Below are 14,751 nucleotides of genomic sequence, written 5' to 3' on the forward strand. Positions count from 1 at the left end.
AGATAGGGGCGGTTCAATTTTGGGGTTGCGATATAAGCTACTGACGGTTTCTGACGCTTGGGGAAGGGTCCAGGCGTTAGGCCTCGATGGCCTCGATGGCCTTGACGGTCAGTGGGGGGATTTGTAGGCGCGGCCTCGGGGTTAGAGGGGAGATGGCATGACCTTCATTTACACCTACTCCCAGAGATACTAATTACCAGAAAGCCGAAACGCTGGCGCCATGTTGTCTTGTTCACGCCTCGATAACCCCAACGCACCCGCCAGCGTTGGCCATTGGCTGACGACTCCTTGGAAACTCTCAATAATGTTTTCCGCATCGGCACGACTGACCCGAAAGTATTCCGCCACTTCGCGAGCAAGTTCGAGATCCAAAGCGTTGTCGGCATCGGTGATATTGAGCTTCAATCCATCGGCGTGGGCTACCGGATTCATGTCGTAGGCATCAGACAGGCGCCATCCCCGACCGGGGTCAAGGATAAAGCCATGATTGCGCAGGTGGTCGTCGGTATTGGAGACCAGGATGTTGAACACGATACGAGACCATAACTCGCGAAGATCTGCGTTGGTTTCCGAGCCGTGTTCCATGAGCACTTCTGCTAACTCAAGGTAGCTGGCGCCCACCGATGCATCGTCACCGTCAACACGGTCGGTCAGGGTCATTGCTGAAGCAAAATGCAGTCGACCACCCTGTTCGGTGCGGTCGAAGCGCTTGACCATGAAGCAGTGATGTTCGCTCGCGAAACGGCGTGCAGTGCCGGTCGCGACCCGCAAGCCACAATGATTCGCCAAGGCATTCACCACCATTTCCCAGCCACCGACGTCATAGTCATCACGAGTGCTCGGGAACTTGGCGATCCATAAATGACCATGCTCGTCAGCAACGCTGGCTTTTGGTCTGGCGCCACCTAGTGAGCCACCAGGCGCTATCAGCATCCTCAGCCACTCGCGCCCGTCGAGTGACGTATTGTCTGGATCGTTTTCCAAGGCTCGGCTTGCCTGCTCCAACGCGCGTAACTCGACAAAGGGTGGGGCGGCCAACCCATCGCGATCATCCAGAAAATTGCCTTCGTCATTGAGCTTGTAGCGGATAGCTCCAACCCGATAGAGGTCATGAACACCTAAAAGGAAATCTGACTCGTACAGCTTGGTGCCTTTAGGGGTCAACCCGTCACGGATGTCTCGTTCCAGCCGCCGCTTCATCAGCAATTGGCCCCATCGATCCGGGCTTGAATCGGCAAAAACGCCAAACCGGGTCTGATGTTGGCCAGGGAACTGCCGACCCTCAAAAAGGCCGATTCGGGGGTCCAGGGATGTGAAGCTCAACTCGGGATCGGCCAACGCCGCCGCGTCGTACTCAAACTCGAACACGTTGGTGGCACGAGCCTTTCTGGCATGGAGGAACCCAAGACGCCTTGGTCCGTTCAAGGATTCCCAATCCGCATACACCGAGATCAATGTCATTTTTTACCCGTCGTAGGTTTGGGGTTTTTCTTGGTTAACAAATTGGATAAAGAGTGAGTGTTCAAAGGGAAATCGGCACCAAGGTCCGATTCAGAGGGGCTGTCAAATGCCCCCGTCTCTCTGTCGCGAATAGGTGGCGATACCTTCGCTGGCGCTACGCTGCGTACTCGTTGGCGTTTACTGGCCGCGAGGCTTGCTCTCGGGGTTAATTGAGCGTCTTGCAGCTGGCGCCCCAGCTCATCCACTGCGGCGAGTTTGCTCAGGTCTTTCTCCAAGCCCAGCACCTGCATCACTGACAAATAAGCCCCCATTGTCACGCCTGATCCACCTGACTCTAGAGAGCGCAGTGTTGTCAGTGACATGCCAGCCCTTTCAGCAACCTGCTTGGCTGTCAGCTTGCGGCGCAACCGAGCGAGTTTGAGCCGCTCGCCAAATTCAGAGAGCAGCTTGGCTGCTGCTGGCAGGAGCGGCGCTGTTTTTTTAGCCATGTGCCATTATTCCTTCGTTTTTAGGCTTTAACTGCCAGAATAATAGCACTTATGTGATGATTTGCTGGGCTGCCCCAACGTGTAGCAAGTCTCTCTCTGCCAGTACGGCCGCTCCAGATGGACGTCGGAGGCGGGATTATTGAAACTGCCATTATTCCAACCTAAATCGCTAAAAACAGCCAGAATATTGCCACTTAAGTGTGGCTAGATCCCTTCCAGAGCTTTTGTATCCCACCGTTGCAACTTGACCGCTTGGTAAAGCATGCCAATGGTCAGTGGGGCTTTGTCGCCACGACCTTTGGCTCGGCGTTTGAGGAACACATCGAATCCTTCCGGCTGGAAGTAGCGATAGGCGTCGTAGTCCACGAAGTCGATCCCAAACTGTTCTTCCAGCGCTTCCATCAAATGCCGCGCATCGGCACCGTCGCAGTCCAGGTCGAAGTTGATCGAGGTGGTGAGGCTGATGGTTTTGCGTTCGGGTAGTCCGAGTTCTTCGTGCAGCAGCTGCATGAGCAGGTGCATGGCGTGGTCGTCGGGGAAGTTTGGGGCGAGGTTCATGGGGCGTCTTCTGTTCAGGGCCATTTCGTGAGGCGGATTAAGCCTGATCTTGCGATGTGTTGGGTGTCGATCAGAGCAGCGAACGTGGAGTTCGCGGGAAGGCTGGCGCTCACCTCGTACGATCTCGTTCATTTGTTGCACGCTTTTCATCAGCTCATCAAAAAACTTGCTCAAGGTTATCCCCGGGATTTGATCGTTCCCACGCAGTGGGAACGATCCTGGCTCGGTGTCAGGTTGGTGCTTTCCAGCCCATCATGCGTTGTTGGGCGACTTTCAGCAGGTCGCAGCCGTCCTGGGTCAACAGGTAGAGAGCGTGGGTGATGTGCGGGATGTCTTCCACGTCACCGTTTTTGAAGCATTGGCAATGTAGGGTTTTGAGCAGGTCGCTGGAAGCGCGGATGCGCTGGAGTGCGGCTTCGAGGATGTCTTGCGGGTTGGCTTCTGTGTCGATGATCAGGGGTGGGGAGTCGGTGAGGTTTGTTTCTAGTGGGCGGTAGCGATCGGGGAATGGGTTCAACGTTTTCATTGTTTGTAGCCTCAAATGCGTTAGCAATAACCCGCGCTATCGTGACCAAGCGATAGGAGGCGGACTGTGTTCGGGTTGGTCAACCGATGAGGCTCACATCCCGGCACGCCCGAGGGCGTCCCAAACACAGCCACCATATAGGGTGCAGGCACTTGAAGTGCCGGCAGCATACAACGGACGCGTAGATATGAGCTATTCAGGTGACCAAGCCCGAGTCGCTGATTTGGCAGCGACAGCCCGACTATAGGTGTCAGCCGCCGGGCAGCGATAGACGATAAAGAGTCCCCGCTTGTAGGATCGGGCCGAACCTCGGCTAGGCCCTTTCTATAGGAATTTTCGCGAAGAATGTTCTCGCGCTTTCCACCCTCCCGCGCCCATCACCTCAACGAATATGCTGATACGAAGCCACATCCAGAAGGTCGGTGCTCAGCCCGGTCGCCGGCGCATAGATCGTGCCTTTCACTGCCGAGAACCTGACCCCATTACTGCCCAGCGAAACGTAGCGCTCGCCCTGGTCCAGCTCGGTGAAGTAGGTGTACGAGCACTTTTCCATCGCTTTGTATTTCGCGGCGGCGCTGGCCATGGTGTTGTGGTGTTTCTGCAGGTCGGCCGCGCTCAGGTTGAGGGTTTTGTTCAGCGGCACACCCCAGCGCTTCAGGCACACTTCGGCAAAGTGGCGGACGATCAGGCCGGGTTCGGCCAGCACTTTAGGGCCGCTGACACCGTCTGCTGCGGCGTTGCCAACCAGCGTGCCATGACGGCCGGGCATCGGGTAAATGTGGGTTCGGGTGCCGGTGGCCGTTTGCGGGATGACGCAGCTGAAGCCTTTGGAGCGCTCGTCTCGGGCGTAGAAGCCGACGTATTCTTTTACGTTGGCATTCAGTTTTACTTTGTCCTCCTGAAAGTTACCGATGCCCGGTACCGGATCAATCGCAAAGATATTGACCGGGATGTTCTTCAGTGCGCTGTCCTTGAACATGGCATTGGCCAGCATATGGCAACTAATACCGCCGCGGCTCCAGCCTACCAAGTTGACCTTGGTTGGAATAACGCCGTCCTTGCGAAACGTTTTAATGATTTGTTCTTGCAACTTCTGCTGGGTCACGCTGCGGTCGCCATAGTTATATTTACGCCACAGCCAGGAACCTTCGACGATCACGTCTTCGATTGGAATGCCTGCAGCCTTCAGGCGGTTGTATTCGGTCTCGGTCAGTTTTTCACGTTGCCAGTCACACTGGCCTTTGATGATGTTGATGGCGTGTTTGACGTTCTCCTCCCAGCCCTTGCCGAACAGCGTGCCGCTCAGGCCATAGTCCTTGGATTGAGTGAACATCTCATCAGCTTGCAGGTTGCTGGTGCCGGGACCGTCGATCACGATCCATTCGGCAAACTCTCGGCCAGCATGATGGGAGGCGAGTGCCGAAACCAGTTCGCCATTCCAGTAAGTTGGGTTTTGGTTGTCGAATTTGGTCGAGCCGGTACCGCAAAAGAAAATAGTTAATGTAGTCATTGTTGTGCTCTTGTTTGGTTTAAGAGCGTACAGGCTAGTTTGAGTTATTTAAATAATGAAGTGGTTAGTTGTTACCGGGGTTGTAGTGTGTTAGAGGTTTTAGTGCCCTATTCTTTGTTTGGCAACTTCCAGTAGTTCGCAACCATCCTGCGTTAATAAATAAAGAGCATTCACGATATGAGGAATGTCTTTAACGTCGGCTTGTTTGAAGCACAGACAATAAAGCGTTTCGAGCAAATCGCTGGCCGCGCGCAGACGTTGGTGCGCAGCGTCGAGGACGGCGCCGGTGCTGGCCGTGGTGTCGATGACGAGGACGGGCGTTTCGCTGTAGCTGGTTTTGAGGGGACGATAGCGGTCTTGCATTTAGGTCAGTCCTATAGGAATTCGGGCAATCTCGCCGGCAGGCCGACACCCTGATTTCAGCCGCGCCGCAGACTATAGAAGGGCACGGCGCCGCGCGGCAATACGGCTTCGATGGACAGGTTTTGTAGGGGCTTTTCCTGCCTTTTCGGACCGAACCTACGTGTTTTCCGAGGTTTTTTATGCCCAAACCCTTAGACGGCAGATTTCCTACGGGGTTGTCAGGCGCAACCCATCAAACCTCTGTATGGGGCGCGCCAGAATCAGTAGGACGTTTCCAAATGTCCGCCCAACGCTTATCACGAATTAGGTATGCAATGGCCTCGATTTTGTTGTTGTGGGCCGGGGCATGTGGTGCGGTGGATGCTGTAGATGTCACCGGCGAAATCAGCCCGGCCCATGCCATTTTGGCGAGCAAGAGCCAGGTTTTTCACGAGAAGGTGCTTAAAAGAGCAGCTATGGGTGACGGTATTGGTGCCCTAGATGGGGGACGACAAATCTGATTGCCCTGTCGCACCGATCTCGGATTCCGGGACTGGGCGCGAGGCTGCGTCCAGGTCCATCAATCCTTGGCCGTAGGCTTCACTGTTTGCATAGATGCCGGTCCGGTTCGCGGTCGCCAGCAGGCGTTCGCGCACTTGCTGCGCGGTGAGCTCAGGATAGCGACTATGCAGTGCTGCCAGGGCACCGCTGACCAGCGCGACCGCAGGAGAGGTGCCGGCAGTTTGGGCGTATTGGCCATCCTTGTGGGTGGTCAGCAGACCTTGGTCGGCGCCCGAATCGCCGCCCGGCACGGCGATGCACCAGGCCGCAGCCACACCGCAGTAGTTGGATTTTGCATTGATGGCGCTGCCGTCGTTCTTCAGCGCAACCACCGCGATCCAGCCCATTTCCAGTTCAGGTATGGCGATCGGCAAACCGGGCTCGACCAGCGGCTCTCGTTTCAGTTCGTTACCGGTCGGGAACACAAATACCGCGCCGCCCCGGACCAGTTTTCGGGCGGTCACCAGCGACTCAGGCATGACCTGCTTATAACGGGCCTCATTGATCTCGGTCGCGGGAATGGCGTTGGCCCACGAATTATTGAAGATGCGCGTGCCCTTGTCGAAACCGGACTGCCAGGATTGCGCAATCTCACGGTCGAAGAAAAATGGCTCGTTGTCGTCACCGAAACGAAAGGGGATCAGTTGTGCATTGAACGCAACGCCATGCATGCCCTGACCATCCTTGTTGGCCGCCAGAATGCCAGCCATCTGGGTGCCGTGACCGATTCTGTCAACGGTACCGACCTGGTTCTCGACATGGTCAAAGCCCGGATCGCGGATTCTTCCCTGGAATTCCGCCAAGTTGCTATTCAGGCCTGAATCGACCAGTGCCACGGCCACGCCTTGACCGGTGCCACCGCGGGCGTAAAGGGTTGAAGCGTGAACGATCGCCAAACCCTTTTGGGCTCGATACTCCAGTGTTTCGAACGGGGCCGGATCGATGGGGGGCTGCGTGGGGTTTGTCAGGCATCCACTTAAGAGGAATGGCAACAAAAGCGCGAAGATAATTGAAAAACTGGGTATTTGAAGCATGGTCGTTCCTTCATGAATATCCGCGTACACCAGGCGTCCTGCCGTGATGACCATTTTCGCGGATAGTGATTTTTCTCGAAGTTGAACCTTACCAGTGGAATGGAGCGGGGAATTAGCGGCAAAGTGCCTTGTATGTTTCAGCCTGTGGCGAAGGTTCGTCCCGATAGACGCTGTATCATCCCGTATCGTTTTGGTCCCTGACCTTTTCTCGACTCGCTGCGTTTGCCGGCTAGGCTTTGGGCTTCGCAGCGGTCAACGGAGTGACAGCTTATGCACAACACCCTGGAACAGGTTTTCGGTTATCCGCAGTTTCGGCCCGGCCAGGAAGCGGCGATCAGCGCGGTGTTGGCCGGGCGTTCGGCGGCGGCGATTTTCCCCACCGGCTCGGGCAAGTCCCTGTGTTACCAATTGCCGGCCTTGCTGCTGCCGCACCTGACGCTGGTGGTCTCGCCGCTGTTGGCGTTGATGCAGGATCAACTGGCGTTTCTGCAGCGCCACGGCATTGCGGCGGGCAGTATCGATTCGGCCCAGAGCCGCGATGATGCCAGCGACGTCATGGCTCGGGCCAAGTCTGGCGAGCTGAAGATTTTGATGATCTCCGTGGAGCGCCTGAAGAACGAGCGTTTCCGCAATTTCCTGCAGCAAGTGCCCATCTCGTTGCTGGTGGTGGATGAGGCGCACTGCATCTCGGAATGGGGCCACAATTTCCGCCCCGATTACCTCAAGCTTCCCGACTATCAGCGCCAGTTCAACATCCCTCAGGCGCTGCTGCTGACCGCCACCGCAACACCCAAGGTGATCGCCGACATGGAGGCCAAGTTCGCCATTGCCGCCGACGATGTGGTGACCACCGGTTTCTATCGGCCAAACCTCAATCTGTTAGTGGAACCGGTGCGCGGTCAGGACAAACGCCGACGCCTTGTCGAATGGATGAGCGAACGTCCAGGCCAGCCGAGCATCGTTTACGTCACCTTGCAGAAAACCGCTGAGCACATCGCCGAACACCTGGGGCGCAACGGCATACAGGCCGAGGCGTATCACGCCGGTTTGCCCCACGAACATCGGGAAGCCATCCAAAAGCGCTTTATGGGCGGGCGGTCCAATTGCATCGTCGCCACCATCGCGTTCGGCATGGGCATCGACAAGAGCGACATCCGCAACGTGGTGCATTTCGACCTGCCCAAATCGATCGAAAACTACAGCCAGGAAATCGGCCGCGCCGGGCGTGACGGGAAGCCGTCCGACTGCCTGGTATTGGCCAACCGCGACAGCCTCAATGTGCTGGAAAACTTTGTCTACGGCGATACGCCTGAGCTCGATGGCATCCGCCATGTGCTCGACGAGTTGCAAGCCGCCGCGCCCGAGGGGCAGTGGGAGTTTCTGTTGGGGCCGTTGTCGGACCAAAGCAACATCCGCCAACTGCCGCTCAAGACCTTGCTGGTGCAGTTGGAACTGCGCGCAATCATTGCACCGCGTTACGCCTATTACGCCGAATACCGCTTCAAATACTTGCAGGAACCAGAGGCTTTGCTGGCCCGCTTCGAGGGTGAGCGCAAGGATTTCGTCGCGGCGATCATCCAGACCTCGAGCCGCGCACGGACCTGGGCCACAGTGAATTTCGATGCGCTTTATGAACAGCATCAGGCCGAGCGTAATCGGGTGGTGAAGGCGCTGGATTATTTCCAGGAAAAGGGCTGGGTCGAGCTCGAAAGCAAGCAGATGACCGAGGTCTACAGCCTGCTGCAAACCGACTTTGATGCCCAAGCCTTGAGCGAAGAGTTGCACGCCTATTTCACCCGCCATGAGCAAACCGAGATCGCGCGGATTCACGCCATGCTGGATCTGTTCGCCACGGACCATTGCCTGGGTTATCGCCTGGCCGAGTATTTCGGCGATGAAAATGCGCCGCAGCAGTGCGGGCATTGTTCGGTGTGTCACGGGGATGTGGCGCGGTTGCCGACGCCACCGGAATTACCGGTGCTTGTGGATAAAAACTTCGAGGCGTTGTGCGGTGATTTTATCCACAGGCATGAACAGCACACCGGCAACGTTCCGTCTGCGGAGCGCGTGACGCGGTTTTTATGTGGCATCGGCGTGCCGCTGTTCACCAAGCTCAAGGCTCGCTCGATTCCCGGGTTTGCGGCGCTGGAAGATTATCCGTATGCCGAAGTCCGGACGTGGGCCGAGGCGTATTTGCCACGCTAGATCGTTCCCACGCTCTGCGTGGGAATGCAGCCTGGGACGCTCCGCGTCCCTTTCACAGCCGAACGCGGAGCGTGGGAATGATCAGGTGGGCGGTCATCCATCCGCTGAATGTCGCTCATCACAGGAATAAATTTCAAAAACGCGCGGTGGCTGACTATGGTGAAGGCTGTCTTTGGATCGCCAACAAGAGAACAACCATGAGCCAGACACCGTTCACTATTCAGCGCGCCGCCGTCATTGGCGCAGGCACCATGGGCCGTGGCATCGTCATGTGCCTGGCCAACGCCGGCGTCCCGGTGCAATGGGTCGATAACAATCCACAGATGCTTGAACAGGCGCTGGCCACCGTGGCGGAAACCTACGCCCACAACGTGGCTCAGGGACGGATCGATCAGGCCGAGGCGGACGCACGCATTGCACGAGTAACGGCGGCTGCTGACTACGCGGCGGTCCGCGATGTCGATCTGGTGATCGAAGCGGTGTACGAAAACCTCGAACTCAAGCAGAAAATCTTCCGTGAACTGGACGGTCTGCTCAAACCCGAAGCCATTCTGGCCAGCAATACCTCGGCGCTGGATATCGATGCCATCGCTGCGGCTACTCGTCGTCCGCAACAGGTGTTGGGCCTGCACTTCTTCAGCCCGGCGCACATCATGAAACTGCTGGAAATCGTTCGCGGTGCACAGACTTCACCGGCGGTGCTTGAGGCCGCCCTGGCACTGGGCAAACGCATGGGCAAGGTCAGCGTGGTGTCGGGCAACTGCCATGGTTTCATCGGCAACCGCATGCTGCATCCGTATGTGCTCGAAGCGCGCAAGATGTTGCTCGAAGGCGCTTATCCACATCAGGTCGATGCGGTGCTGCAAGGTTTTGGTTTCGCCATGGGGCCGTTCCGCATGTACGACGTGGTCGGCATCGATCTGGAGTGGCGCGCTCGGCAGTTGGCGGGTGAAGGGCAGGATGCGCCTGAGGTTCAGGTGGACAATCGTCTGTGCGAATTGGGTCGTTTCGGCCAGAAGAGTGGCAATGGCTATTACCACTATGAGCCGGGCAGTCGCCAGGCTGAGCACGATGTTGAAGTCGATGCGCTGGTTTTGCAGGTCAGCGAAGAACTAGGGTTCCAGCGCCGCGAGATAAGCCCCGAAGAGATCCTGGAGCGCTGCTTGCTGGCACTGGTCAATGAAGGGGCGAAGATCCTCCAGGAAGGGATTGCCGAATCGGCGCACGACATCGATCTGGTGTACCTCAATGGCTACGGCTTCCCGGCGGACAAGGGCGGGCCGATGGCGTGGGCGGATCAACAAGGGCTGGCGGATATTCACCAACGGTTGCTGGCACTTGAAACGAGGCAGGGCGATCAATGGAACCCGGCGCGGTTGATCGGGGAATTGGCGGCGGAGGGTAAAGGGTTTTCGGATCGGTAGACTCCACTACGGCTGATCGTCGTTCCCATGTTCTGCGTGGGAACGTCTCCATGGACGCTCTGCGTCCGCTCCTGAATGTGACGCAGAGCGTCACGGGCTGCATTCCCACGCAGAGCGTGGGAACGATCCTCAAGGCGAGAACCCATGACTCAACGCGCCACCTACCCGCACTTCCAGCCCATCACCACCCGCTGGCATGACAACGACGCCTATGGTCACGTCAACAACGTCACTTACTACAGCTTCTTCGACACAGCAGTGAACACCTACCTGATCGAAGTCGGGGGGCTGGATATCCATGATGGCGAAGTGGTGGGCTTTGTGGTGAGTTCGGCTTGCGATTACTTCGCGTCCATTGCCTTCCCTGACCGAATCGAAATCGGTTTGCGGGTGGGCAAGTTGGGCAACAGTTCGGTGCAATACGAATTGGCGGTGTTCAAGGCCGGGGAAGACGAAGCCTGCGCGGCAGGGCGCTTTGTGCATGTGTTTGTGGATCGGGCCTCTAATCAGCCGGTGGCGATTCCTGCCGGCTTGCGCGAGGCACTGCAGCGGTTGGTGGTTTGACGGGCAAAAAAAATCGCAGCCCTTGGGCTGCGATTTTTTGATCTACCGGTCAACGAGGTGATTCAACCTCAGTCGCGATAGCGATGTTTGTGCTTGCGATGACCATAGGCGTGACCGCGCCCCGGATGGCCGTCGCGGTAGTAGCGACGATCACCATGGCCACCACGATAGGAACGACGATCATCATCATCGTCATCGCTCTTGTTGCCCATGTAGTTACCCAGCGCACCACCGGCACCGCCGCCTGCTGCGGAGCCGATCAGGCTGCCGGTGGTGCCGCCCACGCTGCGGCCGACCACGTTACCGCCTGCTGCGCCCAACGCACCGCCAATAGCGGCTTCGCCACGGCTGCGTTTGTCTGCGCCAACAGCACTACCACCCGCGCCGCCCAGCGCCGCGCCAATGGTGGAACCTGTATTGCCGCCTAATGACTGACCGACGACCGAGCCAAGAACCCCGCCCAATGCGCCGCCCACACCTGCTTCGGTGGTGCCGCCGGCAGAAGCGAAGCCACTGACCAGGCCAAGGGACAACAAGAGAATCGAGGAGAACTTCATAGAGGAACCTCAAGGGGATGACGGCGCGATCCTGAGGCCGTGTCATGGTCGTGACAATCGAAATCCGACGAGTAACACGACTTGAGCACATTTCTATAAGTTACTGTTTTTTAGTCGGAACTTAAGCGTTTTTCGCCGGTCTTTAACTACTTCGGACAGGCCGTTTTCATGCAAAACGGCCTTTTTTGTGGGCGTTTGGAAAGTGATTGATCCGGAATATTCGATTGATCGTTCCCACGCTCTGCGTGGGAATGCAGCCCGGGACGCTCCGCGTCCCAAAGCGGACGCAGAGCGTCCATCGAGGCATTCCCACGCAGAGCGTGGGAACGATCAGGGTCAGGCCGACTTGGCCATGATGAGTCCAGTCTCACTCGCCGCTTCCAACCGGATCGCCACAAACTTCGACGTTGGCGTATGGCTGCCATCCCCAATGCTCTCCAGCGGCACCAGCGGATTCACTTCCGGGTAATAAGCCGCGGCTTGCCCGGCAGGGATATCAAACGCCAGCAGCGTAAAGCCCTTCACCCGACGCACGCGGCCATCGTCCCAGATCGAAACGATGTCAGCCTTCTGCCCTGGCTTGAACCCCAGCCGAATGATGTCGGCTTCGTTGACGAACAACACATCACGCTGACCTTTCACGCCGCGATAGCGGTCATCAAGCCCATAAATCGTGGTGTTGTACTGATCGTGAGAACGCATCGACTGCATGATCAGGTCCGGCAATACGCCGGTGGCGCGAGTGCGTTCGTGCACCAGGTCTTTGGGCAGGACGTTCGCACGGAAATTGGCGCGCCCCGACGCGGTGTTCCAACGGCGAGCACCGGCGCTGTTGCCGAGGTAGAACCCGCCCGGGTTCTGGATCTTTTCGTTGAAGTCCTTGAAGCCCACCACGGTGTCGGCAATCAGGTCGCGGATGCGCCGGTAATCGGCCACCAGCCAGTTCCAGTCCACCGGTTGGCTGCCCAGGGTCGCGGCAGCGATGCCGGCAATGATCGCCGGCTCCGAGCGCATCTGGTTCGACAGCGGCTGCAACTGGCCGTTGGAGGCGTGAACCATGCTGAACGAGTCTTCGACGGTCACCGCTTGCGGGCCTTCGGTCTGGATGTCGATGTCGGTACGGCCCAGGCACGGCAGAATCAGCGCCTCTTTACCGTGGGCCAGATGGCTGCGGTTGAGCTTGGTACTGATTTGCACGGTGAGGTCGCAGTTGCTCAGGGCCTGGAAGGTCCGTGAGCTGTCCGGGGTGGCTTGGGCGAAGTTGCCGCCCAGGCCGATAAAGATTTTCGCGCGGCCATCGGCCATGGCATGGATCGCCTCGACCACGTTGTGACCGTTTTCACGCGGCACCTTGAACTTGAAGCGACGCTCCAGTGAGTCGAGGAACGCCACCGGCGGACGCTCGTTGATGCCCATGGTCCGGTCACCCTGCACGTTGCTGTGGCCGCGCACCGGGCACAGACCGGCGCCGGGCCGGCCGATATTGCCGCGCAACAACATCAGGTTGGCGATTTCCTGGATGGTCGCCACCGAATGACGATGCTGGGTGATGCCCATCGCCCAGCACATGATCACGTTCTTGCCTTTGGCGTACATCCGCGCCGCTTGCTCGATTTCAACCAGCGTCAGTCCGGATTGCTGGACGATCTGCTCCCACGAGGTGTCGTCGACGATGCCCAGGTATTCCAGCACGTTGACACTGTGTTCATTGAGGAAGTCGTGGTCGAAAACGGCAGGCTCACCCGCCTTCTGTGCGTCACGCTCCCACTGCAACAGAAACTTGGCCATGCCGCGCATGATCGCCATGTCGCCGCCCAATGCCGGACGGAAGTACGCGGTGTTGGTCGGCTTGTCGCCGTTGGTGAGCATTTCGATCGCGTGTTGCGGGTGCTGGAAACGTTCCAGGCCGCGCTCTTTCAACGGGTTGATGCAGACCACCTGAGCACCGCGTTTTACCGCTTCGCGCAACGGTTCGAGCATCCGTGGGTGGTTGGTGCCAGGGTTCTGGCCCCAGACAAAAATCGCGTCGGCGTGTTCGAAGTCGTCGAAGGTGACGGTGCCTTTGCCGACGCCGACACTTTGCGCCATGGCCACACCGCTGGCCTCGTGGCACATGTTCGAGCAATCGGGGAAGTTATTGGTGCCATAGGCACGCACGAACAATTGATACAGGTACGCCGCTTCGTTGCTGGCGCGGCCCGAGGTGTAGAACTCGGCCTGATCCGGGCTCGACAGGCCCTGCAAATGCTTGGCGATCAAGGAGAACGCAGCGTCCCAACTGATCGGCTTGTAGCGATCGGTTTCGGCGTCATAGCTTAATGGCTCGGTCAGACGACCCTGATATTCCAGCCAGTAGTCGCTTTGATCCAGCAACGAACTGACGCTGTGTTTGGCAAAGAACGCACCGTCGACACGGCGCTTGGTCGCTTCCCAGTTCACCGCTTTGGCGCCGTTCTCGCAGAACGCCACCATGCCGGCTTCCTTGGAGTCGCCCCAGGCACAACCGGGGCAGTCGAACCCGCCGTTCTTGTTGGTTTTGAGCATCATGCGCAGGTTTTTCAGCGCGTTGTCGCTGGTCAACCAGGCGCGGGCAACGCTGGCCAGCGCGCCCCAGCCACCGGCTGGACCTTTGTAGGGCTTGTAACGCGGAACGGGTTTCTGGTCGGCTTGTTGATGTTGACTCACGCTGGGTTCTCCGTCGCGGGGCTGTAGACCCGCGGCGCATTTTTCTGCGGCAGGTGGATGAGATTGAGGTTGTGGCGACGGGCCCATTGCACGGCAAGGCCCGTGGGCGACGACAGGCTGACCAGGGTCTGGATACCTGCGCGCAACACTTTCTGGATCAATTCGAGGCTGCAACGGCTGGTGACAATCACCAGCCCGCCGGTGATCGGGATCTTCTGACGGATCAGTCCGCCAATCAGTTTGTCGAGGGCGTTGTGTCGGCCGATGTCTTCGCGACCCAGCAGCAATTGGCCCTGACTGTCCATGAACACGGCGGCGTGTACCGCGCCGGAGTACTGGCCAAGAGGCTGGAATGCTCCGATGCGCTGACGCAAGCCATCGAGCCATTCGGCGGGCGGCAAGGGCGCGCCGGGCAACACCTTGAGATCGGGCAATGCCTGTTCCACCGCTTCCACGCCGCAAAGGCCGCAACCGCTGGTGCCAGCCATTTGCCGACGCTGTTGCTTGAGGTTCCAGAAGGCGCGGTTGGCGATGGTCACTTGCGCGTATTGCGCTGACCCCGAGCCGCTGAGTTGCAGGTCATAGATGTCGCAGGCGTCTTCGATGATGCCGCTGCCGAGGCTGAAGCCGACGATGAAGTCTTCAAGGTCCGTCGGCGTCACCAGCATGACCGCCTGACTGATGCCGTTATAAGCGATCGCCAACGCGACTTCTTCGGCCAGCGCGGTGCTGGCCGATTCCGTGTCTTGAAGGTCGCAGTAACTGTAGGTCTGGCTTGCGGCGGGCGCTGGCGTTTCGAGGGCTGGCGCCGCGCAGGCAGGGCGCTTGGCGTTCAT

At 58.2% G+C, this 14,751-nt stretch carries 14 protein-coding genes; 4 read left to right on the forward strand and 10 right to left on the reverse strand.

Going from position 1 to position 14,751, the window contains the following annotated elements; all coding sequences use genetic code 11:
• Nucleotides 1-189: 189 nt before the first annotated feature.
• The 6 genes from BLW70_RS06440 to BLW70_RS06465 all read right to left on the reverse strand — a co-directional run bounded on the left by BLW70_RS06440 (nucleotide 190) and on the right by BLW70_RS06465 (nucleotide 4,906).
• The gene (locus BLW70_RS06440; protein ID WP_074872566.1) at nucleotides 190-1,461 is read right to left on the reverse strand and encodes a type II toxin-antitoxin system HipA family toxin; all 1,272 of its coding nucleotides are present in this window, start codon (nucleotides 1,459-1,461) and stop codon (nucleotides 190-192) included.
• Nucleotides 1,458-1,949: a helix-turn-helix domain-containing protein gene (locus tag BLW70_RS06445; protein WP_074872568.1), complete on the reverse strand. Its 492-nt coding sequence runs from the start codon at nucleotides 1,947-1,949 to the stop codon at nucleotides 1,458-1,460. Before BLW70_RS06445 ends, BLW70_RS06440 begins: the two co-directional genes overlap by 4 nt.
• A gap of 204 nt (nucleotides 1,950-2,153) precedes the next feature.
• Nucleotides 2,154-2,507: a DUF1493 family protein gene (locus BLW70_RS06450; RefSeq protein ID WP_074872570.1), complete on the reverse strand. Its 354-nt coding sequence runs from the start codon at nucleotides 2,505-2,507 to the stop codon at nucleotides 2,154-2,156.
• Between the two features lie 229 nt (nucleotides 2,508-2,736).
• Nucleotides 2,737-3,033, reverse strand: coding sequence for a hypothetical protein (locus BLW70_RS06455; protein WP_074872572.1), 297 nt, complete (start codon nucleotides 3,031-3,033; stop codon nucleotides 2,737-2,739).
• A gap of 382 nt (nucleotides 3,034-3,415) precedes the next feature.
• Entirely contained in the window at nucleotides 3,416-4,543 is a 1,128-nt protein-coding gene (locus BLW70_RS06460) for a hypothetical protein (RefSeq protein WP_074872574.1), read from the reverse strand.
• 99 nt (nucleotides 4,544-4,642) lie between these two features.
• On the reverse strand, nucleotides 4,643-4,906 hold the full coding sequence (locus BLW70_RS06465; RefSeq protein ID WP_074872576.1) for a hypothetical protein: 264 nt from the start codon (nucleotides 4,904-4,906) through the stop codon (nucleotides 4,643-4,645).
• A gap of 278 nt (nucleotides 4,907-5,184) precedes the next feature.
• Between BLW70_RS06465 and BLW70_RS31000 the strand changes: the two genes are divergently transcribed.
• On the forward strand, nucleotides 5,185-5,406 hold the full coding sequence (locus tag BLW70_RS31000) for a hypothetical protein (protein WP_235864987.1): 222 nt from the start codon (nucleotides 5,185-5,187) through the stop codon (nucleotides 5,404-5,406).
• Here BLW70_RS31000 and BLW70_RS06475 read toward each other — a convergent pair.
• Entirely contained in the window at nucleotides 5,383-6,480 is a 1,098-nt protein-coding gene (locus BLW70_RS06475) for a S8 family peptidase (RefSeq protein WP_074872580.1), read from the reverse strand. The two genes, BLW70_RS31000 and BLW70_RS06475, sit on opposite strands and share 24 nt — an antisense overlap.
• Before the next feature lie 270 nt (nucleotides 6,481-6,750).
• Here BLW70_RS06475 and BLW70_RS06480 point away from each other — a divergent pair, with 270 nt between their 5' ends.
• The 3 genes from BLW70_RS06480 (at nucleotide 6,751) to BLW70_RS06490 (ending at nucleotide 10,673) form a co-directional block, all read left to right on the forward strand.
• Entirely contained in the window at nucleotides 6,751-8,685 is a 1,935-nt protein-coding gene (locus BLW70_RS06480; protein WP_074872582.1) for a RecQ family ATP-dependent DNA helicase, read from the forward strand.
• A 197-nt stretch (nucleotides 8,686-8,882) separates the two neighbouring features.
• The gene (locus BLW70_RS06485; RefSeq protein ID WP_074872583.1) at nucleotides 8,883-10,109 is read left to right on the forward strand and encodes a 3-hydroxyacyl-CoA dehydrogenase; all 1,227 of its coding nucleotides are present in this window, start codon (nucleotides 8,883-8,885) and stop codon (nucleotides 10,107-10,109) included.
• 144 nt (nucleotides 10,110-10,253) lie between these two features.
• Complete coding sequence (locus BLW70_RS06490; protein WP_074872585.1) at nucleotides 10,254-10,673, forward strand: acyl-CoA thioesterase; 420 nt, start codon at nucleotides 10,254-10,256, stop codon at nucleotides 10,671-10,673.
• Nucleotides 10,674-10,741: 68 nt separating this feature from the next.
• Here BLW70_RS06490 and BLW70_RS06495 read toward each other — a convergent pair whose 3' ends face one another.
• The 3 genes from BLW70_RS06495 to fdhD form a co-directional block, all read right to left on the reverse strand.
• Complete coding sequence (locus BLW70_RS06495; RefSeq protein WP_074872587.1) at nucleotides 10,742-11,230, reverse strand: glycine zipper domain-containing protein; 489 nt, start codon at nucleotides 11,228-11,230, stop codon at nucleotides 10,742-10,744.
• 336 nt (nucleotides 11,231-11,566) lie between these two features.
• The gene (locus BLW70_RS06500) at nucleotides 11,567-13,915 is read right to left on the reverse strand and encodes an FdhF/YdeP family oxidoreductase (RefSeq protein WP_074872589.1); all 2,349 of its coding nucleotides are present in this window, start codon (nucleotides 13,913-13,915) and stop codon (nucleotides 11,567-11,569) included.
• A complete protein-coding gene (gene fdhD, locus BLW70_RS06505; protein WP_074872591.1) occupies nucleotides 13,912-14,751 on the reverse strand; it encodes a formate dehydrogenase accessory sulfurtransferase FdhD in 840 nt (279 codons plus the stop codon). Before fdhD ends, BLW70_RS06500 begins: the two co-directional genes overlap by 4 nt.

It is taken from the genome of Pseudomonas frederiksbergensis (assembly GCF_900105495.1).
In the GTDB taxonomy this organism is placed as follows: Bacteria; Pseudomonadota; Gammaproteobacteria; order Pseudomonadales; family Pseudomonadaceae; genus Aquipseudomonas; species Aquipseudomonas frederiksbergensis.

Coding starts and splice junctions, on each gene's coding strand:
- BLW70_RS06480 (WP_074872582.1), top strand. CDS start 6,751: ATGCACAACACCCTGGAACAGGTTTTCGGTTATCCGCAGTTTCGGCCC.
- BLW70_RS31000 (WP_235864987.1), top strand. CDS start 5,185: ATGTCCGCCCAACGCTTATCACGAATTAGGTATGCAATGGCCTCGATT.
- BLW70_RS06495 (WP_074872587.1), bottom strand. CDS start 11,230: ATGAAGTTCTCCTCGATTCTCTTGTTGTCCCTTGGCCTGGTCAGTGGC.
- BLW70_RS06485 (WP_074872583.1), top strand. CDS start 8,883: ATGAGCCAGACACCGTTCACTATTCAGCGCGCCGCCGTCATTGGCGCA.
- BLW70_RS06450 (WP_074872570.1), bottom strand. CDS start 2,507: ATGAACCTCGCCCCAAACTTCCCCGACGACCACGCCATGCACCTGCTC.
- BLW70_RS06490 (WP_074872585.1), top strand. CDS start 10,254: ATGACTCAACGCGCCACCTACCCGCACTTCCAGCCCATCACCACCCGC.
- BLW70_RS06445 (WP_074872568.1), bottom strand. CDS start 1,949: ATGGCTAAAAAAACAGCGCCGCTCCTGCCAGCAGCAGCCAAGCTGCTC.
- BLW70_RS06460 (WP_074872574.1), bottom strand. CDS start 4,543: ATGACTACATTAACTATTTTCTTTTGCGGTACCGGCTCGACCAAATTC.
- BLW70_RS06455 (WP_074872572.1), bottom strand. CDS start 3,033: ATGAAAACGTTGAACCCATTCCCCGATCGCTACCGCCCACTAGAAACA.
- BLW70_RS06465 (WP_074872576.1), bottom strand. CDS start 4,906: ATGCAAGACCGCTATCGTCCCCTCAAAACCAGCTACAGCGAAACGCCC.
- BLW70_RS06440 (WP_074872566.1), bottom strand. CDS start 1,461: ATGACATTGATCTCGGTGTATGCGGATTGGGAATCCTTGAACGGACCA.
- fdhD (WP_074872591.1), bottom strand. CDS start 14,751: ATGAACGCCAAGCGCCCTGCCTGCGCGGCGCCAGCCCTCGAAACGCCA.
- BLW70_RS06475 (WP_074872580.1), bottom strand. CDS start 6,480: ATGCTTCAAATACCCAGTTTTTCAATTATCTTCGCGCTTTTGTTGCCA.